The organism is Paenibacillus sp. EKM212P (assembly GCF_011066115.1).
In the GTDB taxonomy this organism is placed as follows: Bacteria; Bacillota; Bacilli; order Paenibacillales; family Paenibacillaceae; genus Paenibacillus; species Paenibacillus polymyxa_B.
The window spans coordinates 553,341-575,743 of record NZ_JAAMNR010000002.1 but is presented as its reverse complement, the minus strand read 5'-3'; the positions used below and the strand labels follow the sequence as shown (position 1 = coordinate 575,743).

Sequence of the window (22,403 nt, the reverse complement as noted above, 5' to 3'; positions counted from 1 at the left end):
ACATTATGAAGGAGGACATCTTACACATGCCTGAAGGTCTGATCGTCAAGGCGCTTAGCGGATATTATTATGTCTCCAGCCTGGATCAGGATGGGCGTCCGGTATCTGGCGAAGCTACAGTACAATGCAGAGCACGCGGCATTTTTAAGAAAAAAGAGATTACGCCTCTTGTCGGTGATCGGGTCGTTTACGAACTGACTGAGAACGGGGAAGGTATGGTCGAGGAGATTAGAAAGCGTACGACAGAGCTAATTCGTCCTCCAGTAGCTAATACCACGCTAGCCGTGCTACTGTTTTCCTTGCGTGAGCCGGATTTAAACCTGCCTTTACTGGACAAATTTTTAGTCCATATTGAGCACGCCGGACTGGATACGATTATCTGTCTGACTAAGCGCGATTTGTATGAAGGCAGCCCTTCAGAGGATGACACCGTGCTGGCCGTTCAGGAAATGTACCGGAAGATCGGTTATGAGGTGCTGGTAACCAGTGCCCGTACCGGAGAAGGGACGGCTGAGCTTAAGAAGCTGTTGGCTGGTCAAATCAGCGTGTTTTCCGGGCAATCAGGTGTAGGAAAGTCTTCCATGCTTAATGCTCTGGAGCCTGGGTTAACGCTGGAGACGAGCGCCATAAGCAATAAGCTGGGCCGAGGAAAACATACAACTCGTCATGTGGAGCTGATTCCTCTAGACAACGGAGGATTTGTAGCAGATACACCAGGCTTTAGCCAGCTGGATTTTCTGGAGCTAGGTGTGGATGAGTTATCTCCCTGTTTTCGTGAATTCCAGCAGTATGCGGAAGGATGTAAATTTCGGGGGTGTACCCATATTCACGAGCCTAGCTGTAAAGTAAGAGAGGCCCTGGAAGAAGGCCATATTTCACAGGGACGATATGATAGCTATTTGCAGTTCTATCAGGAATTAAAAGAAAAAAAGCGGAGGTACTGAGTATATGTTAAAAATAGCACCGTCGATTTTATCCGCTGATTTTGCTCGCTTGGGCAGTGAAGTTGCGGAAGCTGAGGCAGGAGGGGCAGACTGGATTCATGTGGATGTAATGGATGGACATTTTGTATCCAATATTACACTGGGCCCACCTATCGTTCAGGCTATTCGTCCGCATACGACTCTTCCCTTAGATGTTCATCTGATGATTGAGCATCCTGAACGCTATATTGGCGATTTCGTAAAAGCAGGAGCCAACATCATCACTGTTCATGCTGAGGCCTGTGTTCATTTGCATGGTGTCCTTCACTTGATCAAGCAGCAAGGCGCTCTGGCTGGAGTGGCTCTCAATCCGGGTACTTCACCATACGCGATCAAGGAAGTGCTGCCAAATGTGGATATGATTCTGGTGATGACGGTCAATCCTGGCTTTGGAGGTCAGTCCTTCATTCCAGAGACGTTAAATAAAATCAGACAAATCCGTGCTTGGTTGAACGAACTGGGTCGTCCAGACGTACATATCGAGGTAGACGGAGGTATTGCGGAGGAGACGGCACCAGCCGTATTTGAAGCGGGGGCTGACGTGCTGGTGGCTGGGAGTGCGGTATTTGGCAGAACAGACCGCGCTGCGGCTATAGCTGCGATTCGGGACAGTGCAGCACGTTTGTCCAAGTGAAGCTGACCGAAGCATTGTGGATGACTGTAGCGAGCATGGCGACGGGGTTGACCCTTAGCTGTTTCTCGCTAGTGAAGGCTCCTTGGAATGCTGTTCTTTCACTTTTGGCTGTTCTAATTGTACTGTTTTATTTTCGGAAAAATGAACGGCGTGGTTTACGAATAGGTTTTGTAGTGTGCAGCGTACTTTATTATATCCTGTTTATTTTCATACTCTCAGCATATCTCTATATTCGCGGACTTGTCTGATGGTATAGCCTGGGATGGTTGTGCATAAATATGGTTACATGAGCGGGATTCTCATGTAGCCTTTTTTTTGTGGGGCAACAACCCTTGACAGGTTGCATAAACTACAGAGAACGGATGCAGGAGGATGATGGGGAGGGTGAGGCATGAAGTTTTACACAATCAAGCTGCCAAAATTTCTGGGTGGATTCGTTAAAGCCATTTTGAATACATTCCAGAAAAACTGAATTCAACGTAATGTAAACACAGGATGTAGGATGAAAGCTGGAGGTACACAGGGCATGCTTCCCGGGCACAACAGATAGGTAGCTCGGCAGTAAAAGATAGGAACGCACGGGAAGGTGCCTGACATTTTGTTCTCCTGAACCAGATGGATATTACTTTCGAATAACCAAAAAAGCACCCGTTTAAAACGAGGTGCCTTTTGTTTATAACGATATTTTTTTACGACTACACGCGAGTCACTTTACCGGCTTTCAATGCACGAGTGCTGACATAAACGCGTTTCGGTTTACCGTTAACGAGAATGCGAACTTTTTGTACGTTGACGCCCCAAGTACGGCGATTACGGTTGTTAGCGTGAGATACGTGGTTACCGCTGCCAGGCTTTTTGCCTGTTACAGAACATTTACGAGACATGATTCCACCTCCTATTCTGAAAATAACCAAATTCCATATGGAACGGGTCTCTCTTCAGGCCGACTGGGTCAGCCGGACTTTGTAAGTCACTAACCTGAACAAAACAATACTTAAATATAATATCATAGTCAAAAAAGCTCCGTCAACTGATTCAAAAACTTTATTTATTTCTCTTTCGCATTATAGTACAATATGGGATAGTTATTGCTGCGATTATTTTGTATTAAAATGGAATGTGAATTCTTATTCCAGTCATGCCGGCAGTTCAGAGGCGGGACTATAGTCATCATTCCAGCCGATGATTTATTGTTAGGCAGTTGACTGGTTTTTCATTTTATATGACCTGTAGAAGAACGACCAGACGTGAGTACAAAAGCTTACGAAAGTGTGATATTCGTATTCGTCGTCTGGCTTTAGTATAATTCAATTGAACCTGTACGCACAGTTGAATAAGGTGTTGTGAAGGTTGATAGTAAAACAAGTGTATTAAGCTAGGAAGGGGAATTCTCTTGAGTAATCGTTCTTTGAATGGAACAGATTTTACCGCAATGGTTTTAGCCGGGGCGGAACAATTACAGCAGCATGCGGAACATGTCAATTCACTAAATGTATTCCCAGTGCCAGACGGTGATACGGGAACCAACATGAATTTGACGATGAGCGCGGGCGTAACGGAATTAAAGAGGGGGGACTCTTCCTCCATCGGTGTCATGTCCGGCATATTATCCAAAGGTTTGCTGATGGGAGCCCGCGGCAATTCAGGGGTTATCCTGTCTCAGTTGTTTCGTGGCTTCAGCCGTTACGCTGCCCCATACGAGGAATTGAATACCCTTCAGTTCGCATCGGCATTGCAGAGCGGGGTGGATGCGGCCTACAAGGCGGTTGTTAAGCCGGTGGAGGGTACAATTCTTACCGTGGCGAAGGAAGCGGCCAGGCATGCTGTGTTTTTCTCGCGCCGGACGAACGACATCACGGAACTGATGGAAGAAGTGCTTGCCAAAGCGAAGGAAACGCTTGCCATGACGCAGGACATGCTCCCTGTATTGAAGCAAGTAGGAGTTGTAGATTCGGGTGGGCAAGGTCTTGTGTACATTTATGAAGGTTTTATGCAGCATCTTGGAAGCGGCTTGGTGACGTCTTCAACTGCAAAAAGTGATAATGTACGCACGGTTTTTGCTCCTCACGTATCGGAGAGACCTACTGCTACTGCAGTTGTTCCTTCCCCAGATGCGCCGATTTCTGCGCAAGCGAAGCTCGAAACGGATAATATTGAATTTTTGTATGATATGGAGTTTTTTATTAATCGACAATTGGGCGAAGCGCAAGGTACCGATTTTGATGAGGAAGCCTTCCGGAAAGCGTTAGCAGTAGATGGTGATTCTATTATCGTAATTTCAGACGATGATGTCATCAAGGTTCACGTGCATTCTAAGGCTCCTGGTGAAGTGCTGAATTTGGCACTGCGCTACGGAGAAATTACACAGATTCGTATTTTAAATATGCGCGAGCAGCATCGTGATTTGTTGTCTGCGGGTATGGATGTTGCTCCTGAGCCTGAGTGGTTTGCTGAAATACCAACAGAGCCTGCACGTGAGGAAGAGCCGTCTGAGCCCCCTGCTCATGAACTGGCATCCTTTGGTTTTATAGCTGTGGCTTCCGGTGAAGGAATTGCTGATATTTTCAGAAGTTTAGGCGTCGATGTTGTCCTTTCTGGCGGCCAGACAATGAATCCGAGCACAGAGGACTTCGTTAATGCGGCGCGCTCGATTGCGGCTCAACATATTTTTATTCTTCCGAATAATTCCAATATTATTTTGGCGGCAGAACAAGCACGTGAACTGCTAGAGATGGAACGTATGGTGTCGGTTATTCCGAGCAAAACAATTCCTCAGGGCATTGCGGCAGCATTTGCCTTCCAGGAGGAAGAGGCTTTTGAGGTGAATCAGGACAATATGCGTGACGCAGTCACCCGGGTGAAGTCTGGGCAAGTGACCTACGCGGTACGGGATACGACACTGGATGACCTGCATATTACAGCCGGGCATTACATCGGTATTCAGGATTCCAAAATTGTAGCGACCGAGGAACACTTAATGGCAACGTCCCGTCTTTTGCTAGCGAAAATGCTGGTGAATGGCGATGAAATTGTTACGATTCTCACAGGTTCAGACGCGAATCAAGAAGACACAGATCAGCTTGTTGCATGGCTTAAAGAAAATTATGCGGATGCTGAAGTGGAAGTTCATGAAGGTGGTCAGCCGATTTATCCTTATTTGTTCTCAGTGGAAACCTGATGTGCTTTAGCACGCCCATGGAAGTCCACAACAAAAGGAGGTCTGACTGATGAGCAGTACCATCATTTTGACGGATAGCACGGCTGATATTCCACCGGAATTAGCAGACCGTCTCGGTATAGTTGTTGTACCATTGACAGTGATGTTCGGCAGCACAGCTTACCTGGACGGCATTGAGATGTCAGCGTCGCAGTTTTACAGCGAACTAGTACGGGCTGATGAGCTACCTACGACATCACAGCCTTCACCAGCCCGTTTTTTGGAGACATACACGACGCTGTTGGAGCAATACCCCGAGAGCCAGGTTATCTCTATCCATTTATCCTCGGGTGTGAGCGGAACGTATCAGTCTGCTCTGCTGGGCAAATCCATGCTGGAGAAGCATGAACATAGAGTGACTGTGGTGGATTCCAAATCAGCTTCATACGGATACGGCATGCTAGTGGTTTATGCGGCAGAGCTGGCGGCTGCCGGGCACTCCCCGGCTGATATTGTTCGGGCTGTGGAACGTCGTGGGGAGCGCCGTCGTTTGTATTTCCTGGTGGATACCCTGGAATACTTACAAAAAGGCGGACGTATTGGCAAGGCAGCGGCAATGGTTGGTACGTTACTTAACATTAAACCGATTCTTTCGATTGACAAAGAAGGCACTATTTATTCGGTTGATAAGGCGAGAGGGCATAAAAAAGCGACAGCACGTATAATTGAACTACTGGAGCGGGATTTAAAAGGCCAAAAAATTAATATTGCTGTGGGTCATACGGCAGATCGCTCAGCGGCAGAAGCGTTCGTGGCTCAGCTGGCAGAGCATTTTGAGCTGGGAGATCGAATATATACTGAACTTGGCGCTGTGATTGGGACCCATGTAGGGCCAGGAACGATTGGCATTTTTGTATGGCCGGCCGGAGATGAGAGGTAATATGCTGCAATTGGATCAAATACCTTTAAAACAAATACATGGCGTGAGTGCTCTCAAAGAGGGAGAGCTTCACGCTTTTGGCATTTCTAACATACAGGACATGCTGGAATATTATCCGTTTCGGTATGAAGATTACCGACTGCGCTCGCTAAGCGAAGTGAAGGATGGAGATAAGATTACAGTACAGGCCAAAATTATGGGCATTCCGGTGCTTCAGCGTTACGGGCGCAAATCAAGGTTGACTTGTAAATTGATGGCCGAGGATTGGATGTTTACCGCGACGTGGTTTAATCGGCATTTCATGAAGGAGCAGCTAACCTCTGGTCGTGAAATTGTGGTGACTGGTAAATGGGATCTCAAACGGATGCAGATGACTGTTGCAGATTCTGAGTTTCCTGATAAAGGAGTAGCCCGCTCGGGGACACTTCAACCGGTGTACTCTATAGGCGGCAAGATTACGCAAAGCTGGATGCGAAAAACAATGAGCCAGACACTCCAGCAGTTTGGTGAAATGATCCCCGAAATATTGCCTGAGTTGCTTGTGCGTAAATATAGTATGATGCCGCGCAAGCAGGCTATTGCGGGTATACACCAGCCTCAGGACAACCGCGAGGGGCAAGAGGCTCGTCGGCGGATGGTGTATGAGGAGCTATTTTTATTTCAGCTGAAAATGCAGGCATTCCGGGCGCTAAATCGTGGTCGAGCGGACGGGGTGGTACATACCGTGGATAACGCCACGATTCGTGAATTTGTAAGGGCTTTGCCTTTTGAATTAACGGATGCACAGAAGAAGGTAGAGCTTGAAATACTGCACGATCTACGCTCACCTTATTGTATGAATCGTCTGCTTCAGGGAGATGTTGGGTCGGGTAAAACAGTTGTTGCTGCCATCGGTTTATTTGCCACAGTACGTTCCGGTTTTCAGGGAGCGCTGATGGTGCCAACCGAAATATTGGCCGAGCAGCACATGCGATCGCTTCACAAGCTGTTTGAGCCCTTTGGAATCAGTGTGGGCCTATTGACTGGGAGTACAACCGGGAAGAAGCGTAAGGAGCTGCTAGCTGCTCTCCAAATGGGTCTGCTGGACATTGTAGTAGGCACCCATGCTCTCATTCAGGAGGATGTATATTTTCGCCAGCTTGGGCTTGTTGTAACGGATGAGCAGCATAGATTCGGAGTGAATCAGCGTAGTGTACTGCGTCGCAAAGGCTATAATCCCGATGTGCTGACGATGACGGCCACACCGATCCCCCGTACGCTGGCCATCACTGCGTTTGGCGATATGGATGTTTCTACGTTGTCAGAGCGGCCGAAGGGGCGTATTCCAATTTCCACCTATTGGGTGAAGCACGAACTGATGGATCGGGTACTTGGTTTTATTTCCCGCGAGGTAGATCAGGGACGGCAGGCTTATCTGATTTGCCCGTTGATTGAAGAATCGGAGAAGCTGGACGTACAGAATGCCATCGATTTGCATATTCAAATGCAACAGGCTTTTCCACATTACCGCGTTGGGCTATTACATGGACGAATGACTCCCGCAGAAAAGGAAGAAGTTATGCGTTCTTTCTATGCGAATGAGGTTCAGTTACTCGTTTCAACGACGGTTGTGGAGGTGGGGGTAGACGTTCCCAATGCGACGCTAATGATCATTATGGACGCGGATCGTTTTGGGCTGTCCCAGTTACATCAATTACGTGGACGTGTCGGACGGGGAGCACATGCCTCGTATTGTGTACTGATCGCTGATCCTAAGTCGGAGGTTGGTCAGGAGCGGATGAAGGTTATGACTGATACGGACGATGGTTTTGAGGTGGCTAGACGCGATCTGGATTTGAGAGGGCCGGGTGACTTTTTTGGCACCAAGCAGAGTGGGCTACCCGAGTTTCGTTTAGCAGATATGGTAGCGGATTTTGAGGTGCTGGAAAAGGCGCGGGAGGATGCAACCGATCTGATTAAGGATTCGTCCTTTTGGACATCTCCGCAGTATGAAGCACTGCGCGGTTATTTGCAAAAAGAACAGATTTTCCAGGGGGATCTCATCGACTAATCCACCATGAATCATGAGGTTGTTCTAAACGTTTTAAACAGATAGGCACAATGGACAGGCTGGCCGTCATATATTTGGGAATGACCGAATGATATGGGAGGTGTGGCAACATTGAGCTATCAGCAATATGGAATTAGTCCGCAACTGGTGGAGCGGATTAAGTTGAAAATGAAGAATCGTGCGCTCAAGGAGCGGGTTAAGCAGCAGATTGAAGGTGTGACTAAAGCGGACCTGCAAAATAAAGCTAAGGTGCGTCATCTTGTGAAGTCCACTTCTGCTATTTTAAACGAGCGTTTGACGGCTGCGCAGGAGGAGCAATTGATCGCCTTCGTATTGGCACAAAAAATTGATCCGTCCAATACATTCCATCTAATCAAGCTGTGGGGAATGTTCCGTTGATTGCTTTTGAAGAGGTGCTTCAAAGCGCTCTCCATGTTTTTTTGTGAAGCACAGATGAAAAAAGGATTGCCTGATATCAGGCGATCCTTTTTGGTTTGTATTAGTTCATTCCCCGGGCAATAGCTAGTGTGTGCTTATCATGAGACTTTTATTTGTAATGACCGCCAATTTTGATAGACCGTTCCATGGCCTGTCCGGCATCTGTTAACGACGATGCGCGCATGATGATGGACTGACCGTACCGATCCTTTAAAGTGTCCGTCACCTTTTCCAAAGCACGGGATCGCTCCTGATCCTCAAAAAAATCCAGCTGATACAGTTGATCATCCACCAATCCGCTTAAAGTAACCCCTGCGCGCTTCACGGGCATATGATTCCAAAAAGTATAAAAGATTTTTTTAACGGTTTCATATACCTTTTGGGTATGGTTTGTAGGATCGGGTATCTTCATTTGTCGGGAGAATCCGGTTGGTGCCTCGTAGGGACTGCATATACAATGAACAGTCACAACCGAGCCCATATATCCTTTGCGACGGGCGTCCCGACACACCTCCTCTGTTAGTTCAAGCAGGATGGTTTCCACTTCCGCAGGCTGGAGATAGTCGCGGGGAAGAGTCATCATATGACCGATGGATTTGGGAGGTGTATTAAATGTTTCCGGCTTGACCGGGCTGTGATCGATCCCGTTAGCAGTTCGCCATATCACCTCTGCCTGAATATCGGACTGCTTGCCGAAATGAGACCGGAATCTGTCCTGTAGCCGGGGTAAGGGAGTACGTGCGATATCTCCAATGGTGTGTAGTCCAAGCTTCTCCAAATGCCATTCCATGCGCGAACCGATGCCGAACATAAGCCGTACTGGCTGAGGCCACAGCAATGCTGCAATATCGGATGTAGGCAACAAGAAAATGCCACTGTCATTTTTTTTAGCCCATATATCTGTTGCGGTTTTAGCTAGCATTTTGTTGGAGCCGATGCCAATTCGAATCCATACTCCTGTTTGTGCCAGTACCTTTTGCTGAATTTCACTTGCAATACTCACCGGATCCCCGAACAGGGAGAGGCTTCCGCTCATATCCAGAAACTGTTCATCAATGCTGAAAACCTCAACCAAATCCGTATATTCATTATAGATTTCTGTTATTTTTAATGAGACATCGATATAATGCTGCATGCGTGGGCGTACAATGATAAGGTCAGGACATTTTTTCACCGCTTCTCCCAGACGTTCTGCTGTAGATATACCGTATTTTTTGGCCAGCGGACACGCAGCTAAAATAATGCCTGAACGAAGTGCAGGGTCACCGGCCACAACGAGTGGCTTATGTTGGTATTTGGGATCATCTGCTTTTTCGATGCTGGTATAAAAACTTTGGCAGTCCGATAAGAATATGGTTCTATTTCTGCGTTCCTTCAAAAATCCGACCTCCTCTCCTGATATGTGTGGATCATCCTTCCAAAATATTCTTGAATGTATACTCTTATAGTAGTATTATATACAGAACAAGTGTTCTTAATACAAATGTATTTTTTGGAACGTTACAGTTTACGGAAAACCTAACATGGCGTATCATAATATCTTGAGCAAAAACAAGTGGAAATGAATGAATATTGAGGGGAGAAAACCATTTTTATGAACCCAAAACGTCGACCATCATCTCAAAAACGCAGTAGGTGGCGTATTTTTGGCAGAGTTTTGCTGATTAATATCAAGTGGTTCTCGTTTGCGGGTGTACTTGGAGTGCTGTTTGCTGGAGGTCTTATATCCGGTTATGTGGCGGCACTGGTTCATGATGAACCTGTACGATCACGTCAGTTGATATATGAAAAGGTAAATGAGAACGCTCTGACCAGCTTTGTATTTTTTAATGATCAGGTAACTCCGGTTGGAAGAATGCGCATGGAGGAGGATCGACAGCTCGTTGATCTGAAGGATGTTCCTCAGTCTATTGTGGACGCCCTCATTTCAACGGAAGACAGCCAATTTTATGAGCATCGTGGTGTGGATTTAAAGGGAACTGCTCGTGCCGTTAAGCAGAAGCTTTTGAATGAAAACCGCCAAACAGGCGGTAGCACACTGACGCAGCAGGTAGCCCGAAGGGTTTTTCTCAGTCTGGATAAGACGGACAGTCGCAAGGTGAAGGAAATGCTGCTGGCACTGCGTATGGAGCGGTTTATGGGCAAGGATAAAATATTAACGGCTTACTTAAACAAAATGCCTTTTGGTAATGGTTCCGCTGGTTACAATTTATATGGAATCAAGTCTGCTTCGTTAGGGATTTTCAATGTAAGTGATCTACATAAGCTTCATATTGCTCAGGCGGCTTATTTGGCAGGTCTCCCGCAACTGCCATCTGTTTATTCCGCTTTTGATGGTAAAGGGAACTTCGATGAAGAAGGCTTCAATAAAGCGATGGAGCGCCAACGTGTCGTGTTGGGAAGAATGCTGGCAACAGGTAAACTTACGCTATCCGAATATAACGAGGCGCTTCAATTTGATGTGAAAGCCACTCTTGCGCCACATCGCGAAAAAAGTTATAACACATTCCCTTATTTGATGCTGGAGACAGAGCGGGAAGCCGCCCAATTGTTAGCGCTCCAGCAAAATCCCGATATCACGGCAGCCGAGATTTCCAAGCCTGAGCATGCCGAGCTTCTTCAAAATACGCGAGAAGAGTTGCAACGGTCCGGCTATCGAATTTATACAACGATAAATAAGAAAATTTATAACAATATGCGGCAGATTGCAGCCAATCCACAAAATTTTTCTCCATACAGTAAGAAGAAGGGATTAGAGCAGATTGCAGCAATCATGATTGATCATAAAACAGGGGCTATACTCGGTATGATCGAGGGCAGGGATTTTAATACCGAGCAAATGAACTATGCAACTCAAATGACACGTCAGCCCGGTTCTGCCATGAAGCCTATTGCTGCTTATTTACCTGCTTTGGAAAAGGGCTACACTCAGCCAGCCGGTCTTATTGATGATTCACAAATCATATTGAAAGACGGGCGTAAGGGTTATCATATTCCTAAAAATTATAACAGACGGTACGAGGGGCTTATGACAGCCCGTGAAGCACTCAATCGGTCAATCAACATCCCTGCGCTGAGGCTGTTCTTATATGAAGTTAAAATTCCAAATGCTTGGAATTTTGTGCGTTCTCTTGGAATTACGACGATTCAGCCGCAGGATGAACATGCTCAGACAGGGGTTTTGGGTGGACTAAGCAAAGGGGTATCCGTCGAGGAACTGACCGCAGCATATGGAACGATTCCCAATATGGGTGTATATAATGCACCTCATCTGATCAGCAAAATTACGGATGCCAACGGGAAGATCGTATATGAATTTAAACCGCAGACGAAGCGTGTATATTCGCAACAAACCGCATTTTTGATGACGGATATGCTCAAAACTGTTATATCAGATCCGAGGGGAACTGGTAAACGCCTGCAAAATGCTTTTAAAAGCTATGGTGCCATTGATATCGCCGGTAAAACCGGTACGACACAAAACTTTGGTGATGTGTGGTTTATGGGGTACACACCTGACGTTACACTAGGCGTCTGGGCTGGTTACCGCCAACAGGTTAATACATTATCTCAAGAAGGCCATTCCAGAGCACAGTCAGTGTGGGCACTGATCATGAATGAGGCGGTCAAGGACCAGCCTGAGCTTTTTAAGAATAAGCACTTTATACGGCCGGAAGGTGTTGTAAGAGTTACGGTTTCTAACCTTACAGGTAAGCTGCCAGGGCGTTATTCCCGTCAATCGGGTCAACTCGTGACTGACTGGTTTAATCAAAAGTATGTGCCTACCGAAGTTGGAAGAGAACAGCTTCCACGTTCTGCTAGACCAGTGGTCCCGTCCAAACCAGATATCAAGGAACAAGAAGTCCCTGAGGTTGAGGTACCTGCAATAGATCAAGAGAAAATTCCACCAGAGGAAACGGATCCTACTGTTCCTGACGTAGACACAGAGATAGATATGCCTGATGAGAATAAAGATTTGCCATCTACAGATACTCCGCAACCTTCTGTTGAGAACGAGCAGGTGACTCCTTCTGAATCACAAAGCCAGAGTGAGACTCCAAAAACCAAATCTGACGAAGTTATTTATCCTGAAATAATACCTGATCAACCCAAAAACTAAACGACAGGAATGGCCTAGTTTAAAATGCCGTTCCCGACAATGTCTACAGTGACCTGCGGATGAAAACGGACATTGGGGTATTCTTTATTCCAATCCACACTTTTCCATACTGCTGGATAATGAGCGATCAACTGTCTGCCTACGCCAAAGGCATCACATCCATTTTCCTGAAGTGTACGGATAATTTGTTCCGCATCCTGGGTCATGATTTCGGAAAGTTGACGGTTCAGATGCTGTACGTTAGCTTTATCTTGAAGATGGTTTCGTGCATATTCAACAATATCGACAGGCAATTTTAGGTTAAGCTCCACATCAATCTGTCCATCGCGCTGAACGTTCACTTTAAGGCTACGTTTGACATTCTGGATTTTAGCCTGATACGTAATAAAGTTTTGCACATCACCGACAGGTCCTGGATGTATCCTTTTTACAAAGCGAGCTGTATTCTTCCACTTTCCAGTCATCAGGACATATAAAACACCTTGCTCACTATTTAGGCTACCTGTGAATTTTTGTCCGTGAAATAAGGCAATTCCACGTGCTGTAATATCTCCTCCTTCTTTGGAAAGATAGGGAAGTACAAAATCTTGACCCGGATCAAGCATTGGGGGAAGCAGTGTCTCCAGTGTCATTTCCGGGAACATACACATTTCCTCAAGGCTTCTGATTTTTTTGGTTATAAATTCGCCAATCAAGAGGCTACCTATGCTTTTTTGATCTATTATTTCCCCAGCTAATCCATCTACAATAGCTACCTTGACATGGGAAGTCGGATGGTCAGGCTCACGATACAGCACATCCAGATAGGGATATAAATCTTTTCGGGCCAAGCTTGTACCGTACAAAATAACTCCGTATTTGAAAAAGCGGATATCCCCGGTTACTTTGGCCCGGATTTTGTCTGTACTTTGCCGAACAGAATGGCCGGTGCCTGAATGAATTTCATTGGTGCTTTTACCTTGATTGCTTTGAGAATCGTCTACAACTTCTAGCGTTTGCAACAACATGCCTTCAGGAGTGAGATCATAAGCCGATGCATTTGCCAATCGGGCATCCTTCAAATTGTCCTGATCCCAGCAGCCTGTTATAAAAATGAGTAAAGTTAGCATTCCAAGCGCTCTGCTCTTTTTGTTCATGTTTCAGGTCCCTCCTTTTTTTTGAAGAGATAGGATAGGATCAGCAGCAGAAAAGGGAACACAATTAGGAAAATATAAGCAGAATTATTGGCTATGGAACCAATAAGCTCGAAATCTTCTCTTCGTTGAGGCAAATAGGCAATACAACATGAGGCGAGCACAACAAAGGGAACCGCCTTTTTGTGACTTTTTTGCTTGAATAGATAGCTTATTCCGTAAGACGCCGCATAATAATATCCACTTATAGCGCCAAAGATCGAAATGAGCCAAATCGGCAGAAAAATAAAATCGACCCGATCCATCGTCCCCAGTGGAATGGATCTGAGCAAATAAATGACTGGCTCCGGCATTAATTCAAGCTGTTGAGGGCTGAATACGGTTGTACAGGTAAATACGGTAAAACAATACAATAGTACCACGATCGCGTTAGCTGCCAGGATTGACTTGAGCTTGCCTATACTATTGCCCTCAACCATGGGAAAGACGACAAGAATGAACTCAAAACCAAACATCGCTAGGAGCGTTTCTTTTGAACCGACAATAATACGGGGCCATCCCGCCTCAGTCAGAGGTAGCAGATAAAGTGGGTTGGACTGCTTTATACCATAGCTAATTAACAGCATCATGGGCAAAATCAGAAATGAGATTAAAACAAGTACTCGGGCAATCGTTCTTAAATTTTCGCGAACCAGGTATATACTGCTAAACAAAAATAGGGCGAGTATAGCCCAACGGGGAGTATATTGCAGCATCCATCGGTTAATGACGTCATAAGCGTTCACAAGAACCGAGGTACCCATGAGCAGATAGTAAGCAATGTAAGCCACAGTCAATCCTTTTCCAATCCAGGAACCAGTAATCTGGGTTAATATTTGATAAATCGAAGAGGAGGGAAAACGTCTTAGCAGGAGCCAGCACATCAAAATAATGAGTTGAATCAAAAGGCCACCAATAATGACAGATATCCAACCCCCTCCTTTAGCTGAAAGGTGCATCTGATAGGGAAGTGACAAAATATCTACGCCAATCTCAAACTTAATGATGAGAAAAAACAGTTGACCCGATGCAATGGTACTTTCTTTATTCACGTCTTTTCCAGCTCCTAGAGTCGTTCTGCTGCTTCAATTTTTGGGCTTGGGAATCATATGGTCGCTGATGGAATGTCCAAATCGGAAAGCGGATAAAAACATCTTTCATATCACCGAGCCGGAATGGTGCAAGAGGAGCAAAGTAGGGCGTACCAAAGGTCTCAAGCTTGCAAAGGTGGATAGTAAGAAAAAGTAAACCGAAAGCAATGCCAATGTATCCAAACAAGGCTGCAGCAATCATCATCGGAAAACGAAGGATACGAACCGCTGAGCTCATTTCATGAGAAGGCACTAAAAAAGAAGAGATGGCTGTTAACGAGACGACGATGATCATCGTATTACGACACGAGACCAGCCCGAACGATAGCATCTCCGATGACGAGACCACCAACGATTCCAATAGTTTGGCCAACCCGATTGGGTAGACGAACCCCGGCTTCTCGTAGCACCTCAAAGATCAATTCAAGCAGCATAGCCTCCACAATCGCTGGGAATGGAACATTTTCCAGTGATTTTTTAATGGTATGCGCCAACTCTAGTGGCAAAATAGCTGGATGAAAAGCAATCGTCGCAATGTAAATGGCAGGCAGCGTAAAAGCGATCAAAAAGCTCATCATTCGAATCGTTCTTAGAAATGAACTAATAATCCAACGGCCGTGATAATCATCTGGACTTTGGTAAAATGCAAAAAAAGAGACGGGAGCTATTAGAGCAGTAGGGCTACCTTCAGCTAAAATCGCTATCCGTCCCTTCATTAGATTGGCGGTCACACGATCCGGTCGTTCCGTGCTGAGCTGTTGAGGGAAGAAGGAAAAAGGGTTGTCCTCAATAAACTCTTGAATAAAACCGGGGGGGAGCACCATATCGGAGGAGATCGCTTTAATTCTCGTTTTCACTGCTTCCACTAGCTCAGGATTAGCTAAGTCTTGAACATAGACAATAGCGATTTTAGTCCGGGTTTTAGATCCTACATAAAAGTAGCGTACAACCAGCGACGGTGTGACAATTTGTTTGCGAATCAGATTCAGATTGATGGATAACTGCTCAATGAATCCATTGTGCGGTCCGCGAATAACCCCTTCGTTTTCTGGTTCGTCCGTACTGCGAGTATATGTCTTTTCGGAAGAAAGGATAAAAAATTCTTCCGCCCCATTTATCATAAAAATGCAATATCCCTGAATAAGCGAATCAGCAGCATTTTGAAGGTCGGTGTCTTTTTGACTGCTTAAGGTGGTGAACATTTGATGAGAGACTGCATCGATTTTCTCATATAAGGCACTCAGAATATAAGTTTGAATCATCTCCTGATCTACGAGCGAATCAATATAGAGCAGCATACCGTCTTTGCCGTCAACGGAAATTGCCTGTTTTTTTAAATCATCCGTATAAAAAATGGCTTGCTCAATAAAGGAAACATTTCTGTTTAATTCAACGGAAGCTGCGTCATGTCCAGCCAAGAGAGCCCTCCTTTTTGGATGAGATAGGCATAATGTGTGCCATATGGATTGAATTTATCCATGATCTGGTGACTTATCCATTCTTGAATCACCTTCACTTCGCGTAATGCAATAGTTTTATACTAGAATTTAGGTTGAAAATAGGAAATGGGTTGGTTATTTTGCAAGGAATGAAATTTAATCGTGCAAGAACTAGAGACTAGATTACAAGGGGGCTTAATCTTGCGTCGGATCAATTCCTAGATAGTGTCCCAGTTTCCGCCGGACCTCGCTGCGGGCAAAGGATGAAAGCATGAAAAATCGTCTTTGATAGCCGCGGCATATATACAAAACCTCTACGCCTTCATGATTTCGGATTTCGCTGTATATTTTAACCCCTAGTGTTTTCATTCGTGCCTTTGTCTCTGCTAATTGAACAGCTACACGCTGTTGTACTCCAGTCAGGCTACGAACATACAAATCAGGCATTTTTAGAGGGGAGGTATGTATAATACGAATGTCTCGTTCCAGCACATCCAGCACAAGAGTTAGAAGTACACAGATCTTGACTAGCCCTGCGTCTTCTTCAGAAGGCAAAGGAGCTTTATTCTTGTGGTTCAGTGTCTTTTGGATTGGCATAAAAATCTCCTTTACTCCGAGTAAGAATACAATATATAATCATTATATAGAACATGTGTTCTGTTTATACCTCATCATAGGTATTTTTCCAAGGCTAAAGCAATCCTCAATTATTGGAAAAGTGGTAGAGAGCGATACCCATGTGCCATTGTGTAAAGAATTCTTGAGTTTATCGCCAATGACAGTCAAACAGAGTTTATGTTAAGCTAATGGATAAAAACTTACATAAAAGAGGAGATCGTTCTGACTGCGGTCAGCCTCTACTATTTAACTTAATAAAGTGGAGAAAGAAGGTATACATATTGTCACGTTCGTTATATGCAGCTTTATTATTGTTGAGCCTCATTTGGGGCGGTTCGTTTATGTTTATCAAGGTGTTGTTGCTACATCAAGTAGGACCGTGGACTATTGTATTTCTTAGATCCAGCTTTGGACTTATTTTTATCGTCTTATTAATGCTACTTATGCGCAGGCCGTTTAAAATTAAAAGCATTCCGTGGAAATCGGTTACTCTGGTAGCTTTGGTCAACATGGTTTTGCCATGGACATTGATCGGTTTTAGCGAGACCAAAATAGCTAGCAGCATGGCTTCTGTATTGAATGCCACCACGCCAATATGGACCATGTTGGTGGGGCTTGTTTTTTTCGGGGCTATTTTTCATCGGATGCAGTGGTTAGGAATGGGGCTCGCTTTTGTAGGAATTATTATTTTATTGGGTATTAATCCTGCATCTATTATTTCTGTTGACCCTGTGGGTTTTGGGTGTATGCTGCTTGCGACTCTCTGCTATGGATTTGGAACACAGCTCTCCAAACGTTTTCTCTCCAATCTTTCCATGTATCAGGCTACCTTTGCGACACTGTTTGGTGCGGCGGTAGGGGGTGGTATTATGATGGCGATTGTGGAGAGACCTGATTTGTCGATTGTTTCTGATCCAGGTGTATTGGGTTCCCTTATAGGGCTGGGAGTTTTGGGATCAGGAGTAGCATATATTTTGTTCAATTACATGATTTTGCGGGGGAGCGCGGAATTTGCTTCTTCGGTGACGTATTTTGTTCCAGTAAGTGCCATTGTATGGGGCTTTTTGCTCCTGAATGAACATATCGGCTGGAATGTTCTTACCGGACTGGTCCTTATACTTGGAGGGGTGTTTATGGCCAACCAGCGTAGAACCGCCAAATTAAGTGGATAATAATCAAACAGAAATAAAATACGCTTTGGGCTATTTAAATGTACATTCGCCAAACCTTCGGTATAATACGTTAATTCGCACATACAATAAAGCATGCTCACACATAAAATAAAATATGGTGCAGCAAAAAAGCAAGCTGTTTAGCAGGTGACAAGGTGTGGTATAATAAATTATAGAATTATTTGCACCACAGAAATGTCGGAGTTTTATTCCACAAAAGAAAGGATCAGGATACCATGTGTCCCCGAAGGATACTTCCCCAAAGGACGATTTGGAAACGATTTGATCTGTCTTATACTTAGCTTTTCCGCGGAGTAACGTCAAGTTGCGAAAGCCAACTCTGCGGAAGAGGGGATTGTACATGCGAAGGACCAAGTCCTCCAGGCACATCTTATCCGGTAGCTTCCGTAAGAGTGGGTTCATCCACATCAAACTTACGAGAAACCGAGGGAGCCTGTATGAGGAAAACTTACGAATCTATCGTGAACAATGGAGCATTGAGACAGATTGCTGTCATGTTGCTCGGAACATGCATTTTAGCTTTTACGTACTATCACATTAATGCTCAGAATCATTTGTCAGAAGGCGGATTTGCAGGCTTGGCCCTGCTGGGACATTACGCGTTTGGCATATCTCCAGCATGGAGTATGTTGCTGCTTGATATTCCCGTCATATTGCTGGCATGGGTACTGAAGGGCAGAAGATTTATGCTGCTTGCGTTAATCGGAGCCGTTGCTTTTTCACTGTTTTATGCAGGATTTGAGAAGTATTCGACTCTGGTTATAGATCTACATGGAAATCTGCTGATAGCTGCTCTACTTTGTGGGGTGCTTACAGGTTTGGGAGCCGGAATCGTACTGCGATTCGGTGGAGCAACCGGGGGCGATGATATCTTATCTCTGCTGATCAGTGAGTGGCGCGGGTGGAAAATCGGCAACGTGTTTATTGTCAGTGACATCATCGTATTGGGATTATCACTGTTGTATCTGCCTATGAAGGAAACAATGTTTACAATACTGGCTGTGTGGCTTGCCGGAAAAATAATTACATGGACGACCACGTTCCAACTGCACCGACCTGTGAAAAAGGTACTGCCAGCGGCTATTCCCGCTAAAAAGGTAGTTGCCAAAACAGTGCCGGTCGTCCACAGCCTTCGTCAATAAGGAAAGGGTGTTACGTCAGGAGAGAAATCTTCTTTCGTAACACCCTTTCGCTGTATTCAGCTTCTATCAGGAAGGTTTTAAAGTAGAATGGATGCGTCCATCCCGGTCATGAATAATTGCAGAAATCTGTTGGCGTTCTACAAAACTTTGAGCCTCATCAATCGCCTCATTTTTGTGTTTAAAGGTTGAAATGGGCTGGTTGTGTCCCTCTTCTTTGATTGCCCAGCGATCCTCGTACGGCACTACATGAATGGGTTCCTTCTCATCGGAAGAAGCGGAATGATGGTCGTGTACATTTTCGCTTGAATGCTGTTTTTCATGTTTTTTAGGTTTCTCATCTTGCTCGGCTGGATGATTATCGTTCCATTCCTCGGCTTGGGAAGTGGCAATCGCAATCGAGCGTCCTTCTTCATAGCCGTCACGGAGTAGAGCGTTAGCAATATCAACGGCTTTTTCTCGCACCCGAGGTTCCAGGTTTTTCATGGATGGAGGGTAATCATGTTTGTTCCAAGGCATAGTTGCACACTCCTTATAGCGGATGATGTATTATGTATTACCCGTTGTCGGCTTAAACAAACGGAAATCAAAGAAATGAATATATTGTAAAATGTATCTTGAAAAAAGCGTATAATGGTGTGCAGAATACGAGGAAAAGGAGTGAAGCATTTGCTTGCCTGGGGTTTTGTTTTTTTGCTGACTATCATCATTCATACTACAGATAGCTTGTCCTATGCTCTCCGGCTTGGTGGTTTGCGAGCGCGTCGGATTGGATTGGCGTTAACCGTTGCGGGAATGCTGCTGTTGGTTTCACGCACCTCTAACATGGCGCAGGGGCCTTTGCTCGGGGGGATGGTCGATCAGGCTAAGGCTGCAGCACAAGTGGGCGGAACGGATATTAGATTGGAACTATATATGCATGGGGTACTGCTGGCAGCAACCGTTGGAACTATGCTTGCTATATTACTGTATCCAACAGTGGTACGCATGTCAGCCAGATGGATTGTGCATTTGGAGCATACCGGATCTATTCCGGCTTTGGTGCGTCATTTAATGCTGCGAAGTCGCTGGAAGCATGCAGGCTACTACATAAAGCGCCCCACCTGGTCAATGCTTACTTCACTGATTAGTGGAGCGATACCCAAGCGTCTAATTATTCTGAATATAGCCGTTACTGCGATTTATACAACCGGAGTAGTATCTGCTTTATATGCATCATTTATGTGGCCTGCTCAAGGTACAGCCATGTCAATGTCGTCAGGTCTAATCAATGGCGTCGCAACGGTATTACTGACCTTGTTAATTGATCCAAGATTGGCGGTTTTGTCGGAGAAAACGCTACGAGGGGAGCTACCCTTAACTCGGATGAACAGCATGTACGGCTGGATGATCATCTCGCGTTTGGCAGGTACTTTATTAGCTCAGCTATTGCTAGTACCGCTAGCCATTTGGCTTGGATGGGTAATGAGTTAAATTGCTAGCTTACGTAATGATGTGCTGCCATATCCCAAAAAAGGCTGACCCGTGATCATCAATTAAAGATAGATCGCGGGTCAGCCCCAATGATTCTATGCTACTTACTTTTCAAATAATGACTTATATGCTCCGTATCCTTCACGCTCCAAATCTTCTTGAGGCACAAAGCGGAGCGCGGCAGAATTGATGCAATAACGCAAACCATCTGGACCTGGACCATCATCGAATACATGCCCTAAATGGGAGTCAGCTTCACGACTTCGCACCTCGGTACGGATCATAAAATGGCTGAGATCGGTTTTTTCTTTGACATTGTAGCTGCGCAACGGACGGGTAAAGCTGGGCCAACCGCAACCTGCGTCAAATTTGTCCAATGAACTGAACAAAGGCTCTCCTGATACGATATCCACGTAAATGCCTTCACCCTCATGATCCCAAAACTCATTTTGAAAAGGGCGCTCGGTCGCGTTTTTTTGTGTTACTTCGTATTGAATAGGCGTCAGCCGATCTTTAAGATCGGATTTATCAATCTTGCCGGACCAATTTTGCTCGATAAAATCTTCACGTCCCGAACCTTTGCGGTAGCGCTTGTAATGAGCGGGGTTCTTCTTATGATAGTCCTGATGATATTCTTCTGCTTCATAAAAAGTGGCCGCAGGCAGGATCGGTGTAGCAATGGGCTTGTCGAAGCGGCCACTTTGAGCCAAAGCTTCTTTAGACGCTTCTGCCTTGATTCGTTGCTCTTCATTATGATAGAAAATAGCCGTTTGGTAGGATGAACCCCTATCGTGGAACTGTCCACCTTCATCCGTCGGATCAATCTGCTGCCAGAATAGCTCCAACAGTTTTTCATACGGGAAAACTTGTGGGTCAAATGTAATCTGTACGGCTTCCACATGCCCCGTTGTTTCAGAACACACCTCTTCATAGGTAGGATTTTCGGTATGTCCCCCTGTGTATCCAGATCTAACCTTCAAAATACCGGGTAATTCCTCAAAAGGGGAAACCATGCACCAGAAGCAGCCACCTGCAAAAGTTGCTTTTTCTACTGTGTGTGGATTGTTGGTGCTCATATTTGTCACTCCAATCTGAGAATGTTTAATTAGTTGTTATTTAAATAGCTTACAATTAAATTATATACGAGATTTTTGCAAAATCCAACGAAACGTCAGAAACCAAACAGCAGTGTAAATGGCTCTGTCCTCAAAAATCGCAACGAAACATCCTACAGAGACGGTGGCAAACTATCGCATTATATTCTATTGGCGCGTTGAAGCCTTTTTCGGTAGAGTATAAAGCCGCCGCCCACCAGTGCAGTATATAGCACCAAAATGAGCAAACCGGTGATTGGATGTTCTGCAAAGGTGCCGCCTGCATAAGCATACACCGCAATTGCGGGAAGCTTGCCAATAGCTGTACCTAGGATAAAGCTCCAGAACGGAAACCCTGCTACTCCAGCGTATACATTTACCGCTGCCTGGGGGATGACCGGAATCAGCCGAGCCAGCAGCACAGCAGCAAAAGGCTCCCTCTCCATGACCCGATTGAAGCGCTCCAATGCGGGAACCCGCTCCAAATAGGCACGTCCTTTGTCACGGAACAGGGTACGTACGGCACTATAAACGACCAGCGCAGCCAAGGTAGTGCCCAGCCAGCAGATCAGAGCACCTTGCCAGGGGCCTGCGGCATAAGCAATAGAAGCGATAATCAGCTTGTACGGCACAAACGGTATTAACGCGAATAAAAATGCGAGCAGTAGCAGAACTGGAAAGGAGGTTTGCTTGTCCGCCCAGGCGAGCCAATCATATCTGTAGATAAACGCGATGCAAAGCAGCGAAACATAAGCCGCGACGAGTAGCCATTTTTTCATTTACATACCTCTTTCAATATCCCTGTTCGGCTTATCCCTTATACAGAAAAAAATAGGGTTCACATTCCCAATAATGTGTGCTA

19 protein-coding genes and 1 pseudogene are annotated in these 22,403 nt (G+C 45.4%); 11 read left to right on the top strand and 9 right to left on the bottom strand.

The window, feature by feature from the left end:
* Positions 1-26: 26 nt before the first annotated feature.
* The 3 genes from rsgA (at position 27) to spoVM (ending at position 2,089) form a co-directional block, all read left to right on the top strand.
* Positions 27-944, top strand: a complete 918-nt coding sequence (gene rsgA, locus G9G54_RS08835; protein WP_023989300.1) for a ribosome small subunit-dependent GTPase A — start codon at positions 27-29, stop codon at positions 942-944.
* Positions 945-948: 4 nt separating this feature from the next.
* Entirely contained in the window at positions 949-1,617 is a 669-nt protein-coding gene (gene rpe / locus G9G54_RS08830; protein WP_028540565.1) for a ribulose-phosphate 3-epimerase, read from the top strand.
* 391 nt (positions 1,618-2,008) lie between these two features.
* Positions 2,009-2,089 (top strand): stage V sporulation protein SpoVM, encoded by an 81-nt coding sequence (gene spoVM, locus G9G54_RS08825; protein WP_010345573.1) that lies wholly within the window; start codon positions 2,009-2,011, stop codon positions 2,087-2,089.
* Between the two features lie 223 nt (positions 2,090-2,312).
* Here spoVM and rpmB read toward each other — a convergent pair whose 3' ends face one another.
* Positions 2,313-2,501, bottom strand: coding sequence for a 50S ribosomal protein L28 (gene rpmB, locus G9G54_RS08820; RefSeq protein ID WP_013310881.1), 189 nt, complete (start codon positions 2,499-2,501; stop codon positions 2,313-2,315).
* Between the two features lie 509 nt (positions 2,502-3,010).
* Here rpmB and G9G54_RS08815 point away from each other — a divergent pair.
* The 4 genes from G9G54_RS08815 (at position 3,011) to G9G54_RS08800 (ending at position 8,163) form a co-directional block, all read left to right on the top strand.
* On the top strand, positions 3,011-4,795 hold the full coding sequence (locus G9G54_RS08815) for a DAK2 domain-containing protein (protein ID WP_023989298.1): 1,785 nt from the start codon (positions 3,011-3,013) through the stop codon (positions 4,793-4,795).
* A gap of 49 nt (positions 4,796-4,844) precedes the next feature.
* On the top strand, positions 4,845-5,714 hold the full coding sequence (locus tag G9G54_RS08810) for a DegV family protein (protein ID WP_023989297.1): 870 nt from the start codon (positions 4,845-4,847) through the stop codon (positions 5,712-5,714).
* Position 5,715: 1 nt separating this feature from the next.
* Positions 5,716-7,764, top strand: coding sequence for an ATP-dependent DNA helicase RecG (gene recG, locus G9G54_RS08805; RefSeq protein WP_034095059.1), 2,049 nt, complete (start codon positions 5,716-5,718; stop codon positions 7,762-7,764).
* Between the two features lie 111 nt (positions 7,765-7,875).
* Positions 7,876-8,163: a stage VI sporulation protein F gene (locus G9G54_RS08800; RefSeq protein ID WP_165177364.1), complete on the top strand. Its 288-nt coding sequence runs from the start codon at positions 7,876-7,878 to the stop codon at positions 8,161-8,163.
* 148 nt (positions 8,164-8,311) lie between these two features.
* Here G9G54_RS08800 and G9G54_RS08795 read toward each other — a convergent pair whose 3' ends face one another.
* Positions 8,312-9,580, bottom strand: coding sequence for a DNA polymerase IV (locus tag G9G54_RS08795; protein ID WP_076264818.1), 1,269 nt, complete (start codon positions 9,578-9,580; stop codon positions 8,312-8,314).
* Between the two features lie 216 nt (positions 9,581-9,796).
* Between G9G54_RS08795 and G9G54_RS08790 the strand changes: the two genes are divergently transcribed.
* Positions 9,797-12,322: a transglycosylase domain-containing protein gene (locus G9G54_RS08790; RefSeq protein WP_165177362.1), complete on the top strand. Its 2,526-nt coding sequence runs from the start codon at positions 9,797-9,799 to the stop codon at positions 12,320-12,322.
* 14 nt (positions 12,323-12,336) lie between these two features.
* Here the strand turns inward: G9G54_RS08790 and G9G54_RS08785 are convergent, their stop codons facing one another.
* From G9G54_RS08785 to G9G54_RS08770, 4 genes and pseudogenes are all read right to left on the bottom strand, one after another.
* The gene (locus tag G9G54_RS08785; protein WP_165177361.1) at positions 12,337-13,458 is read right to left on the bottom strand and encodes a Ger(x)C family spore germination protein; all 1,122 of its coding nucleotides are present in this window, start codon (positions 13,456-13,458) and stop codon (positions 12,337-12,339) included.
* Positions 13,455-14,546: a GerAB/ArcD/ProY family transporter gene (locus G9G54_RS08780; protein WP_103744641.1), complete on the bottom strand. Its 1,092-nt coding sequence runs from the start codon at positions 14,544-14,546 to the stop codon at positions 13,455-13,457. Before G9G54_RS08780 ends, G9G54_RS08785 begins: the two co-directional genes overlap by 4 nt.
* Positions 14,539-16,003, bottom strand: a pseudogene (locus G9G54_RS08775) (spore germination protein). The gene G9G54_RS08780 and the pseudogene G9G54_RS08775 overlap by 8 nt, the downstream one beginning before the upstream one ends.
* Before the next feature lie 216 nt (positions 16,004-16,219).
* On the bottom strand, positions 16,220-16,621 hold the full coding sequence (locus G9G54_RS08770; protein ID WP_165177359.1) for a hypothetical protein: 402 nt from the start codon (positions 16,619-16,621) through the stop codon (positions 16,220-16,222).
* 302 nt (positions 16,622-16,923) lie between these two features.
* Here G9G54_RS08770 and G9G54_RS08765 point away from each other — a divergent pair, with 302 nt between their 5' ends.
* Both G9G54_RS08765 and G9G54_RS08760 read left to right on the top strand, forming a co-directional pair.
* On the top strand, positions 16,924-17,814 hold the full coding sequence (locus G9G54_RS08765) for a DMT family transporter (protein ID WP_061829040.1): 891 nt from the start codon (positions 16,924-16,926) through the stop codon (positions 17,812-17,814).
* Between the two features lie 458 nt (positions 17,815-18,272).
* On the top strand, positions 18,273-18,977 hold the full coding sequence (locus G9G54_RS08760) for a YitT family protein (RefSeq protein WP_013310869.1): 705 nt from the start codon (positions 18,273-18,275) through the stop codon (positions 18,975-18,977).
* 66 nt (positions 18,978-19,043) lie between these two features.
* On the opposite strand, the gene G9G54_RS08755 is transcribed toward G9G54_RS08760, so the two are convergent.
* Positions 19,044-19,493 carry a DUF2188 domain-containing protein gene (locus G9G54_RS08755; RefSeq protein ID WP_061829041.1) on the bottom strand — a complete coding sequence of 150 codons (450 nt, stop codon included), beginning with the start codon at positions 19,491-19,493 and terminating at the stop codon, positions 19,044-19,046.
* Between the two features lie 150 nt (positions 19,494-19,643).
* Here G9G54_RS08755 and G9G54_RS08750 point away from each other — a divergent pair, with 150 nt between their 5' ends.
* Entirely contained in the window at positions 19,644-20,447 is an 804-nt protein-coding gene (locus G9G54_RS08750; protein WP_165177527.1) for a lipid II flippase Amj family protein, read from the top strand.
* Between the two features lie 104 nt (positions 20,448-20,551).
* Here the strand turns inward: G9G54_RS08750 and msrA are convergent, their stop codons facing one another.
* Complete coding sequence (gene msrA, locus G9G54_RS08745) at positions 20,552-21,523, bottom strand: peptide-methionine (S)-S-oxide reductase MsrA (RefSeq protein ID WP_165177357.1); 972 nt, start codon at positions 21,521-21,523, stop codon at positions 20,552-20,554.
* 179 nt (positions 21,524-21,702) lie between these two features.
* Positions 21,703-22,320 carry a TVP38/TMEM64 family protein gene (locus G9G54_RS08740; protein ID WP_023989286.1) on the bottom strand — a complete coding sequence of 206 codons (618 nt, stop codon included), beginning with the start codon at positions 22,318-22,320 and terminating at the stop codon, positions 21,703-21,705.
* Positions 22,321-22,403 lie beyond the last annotated feature (83 nt).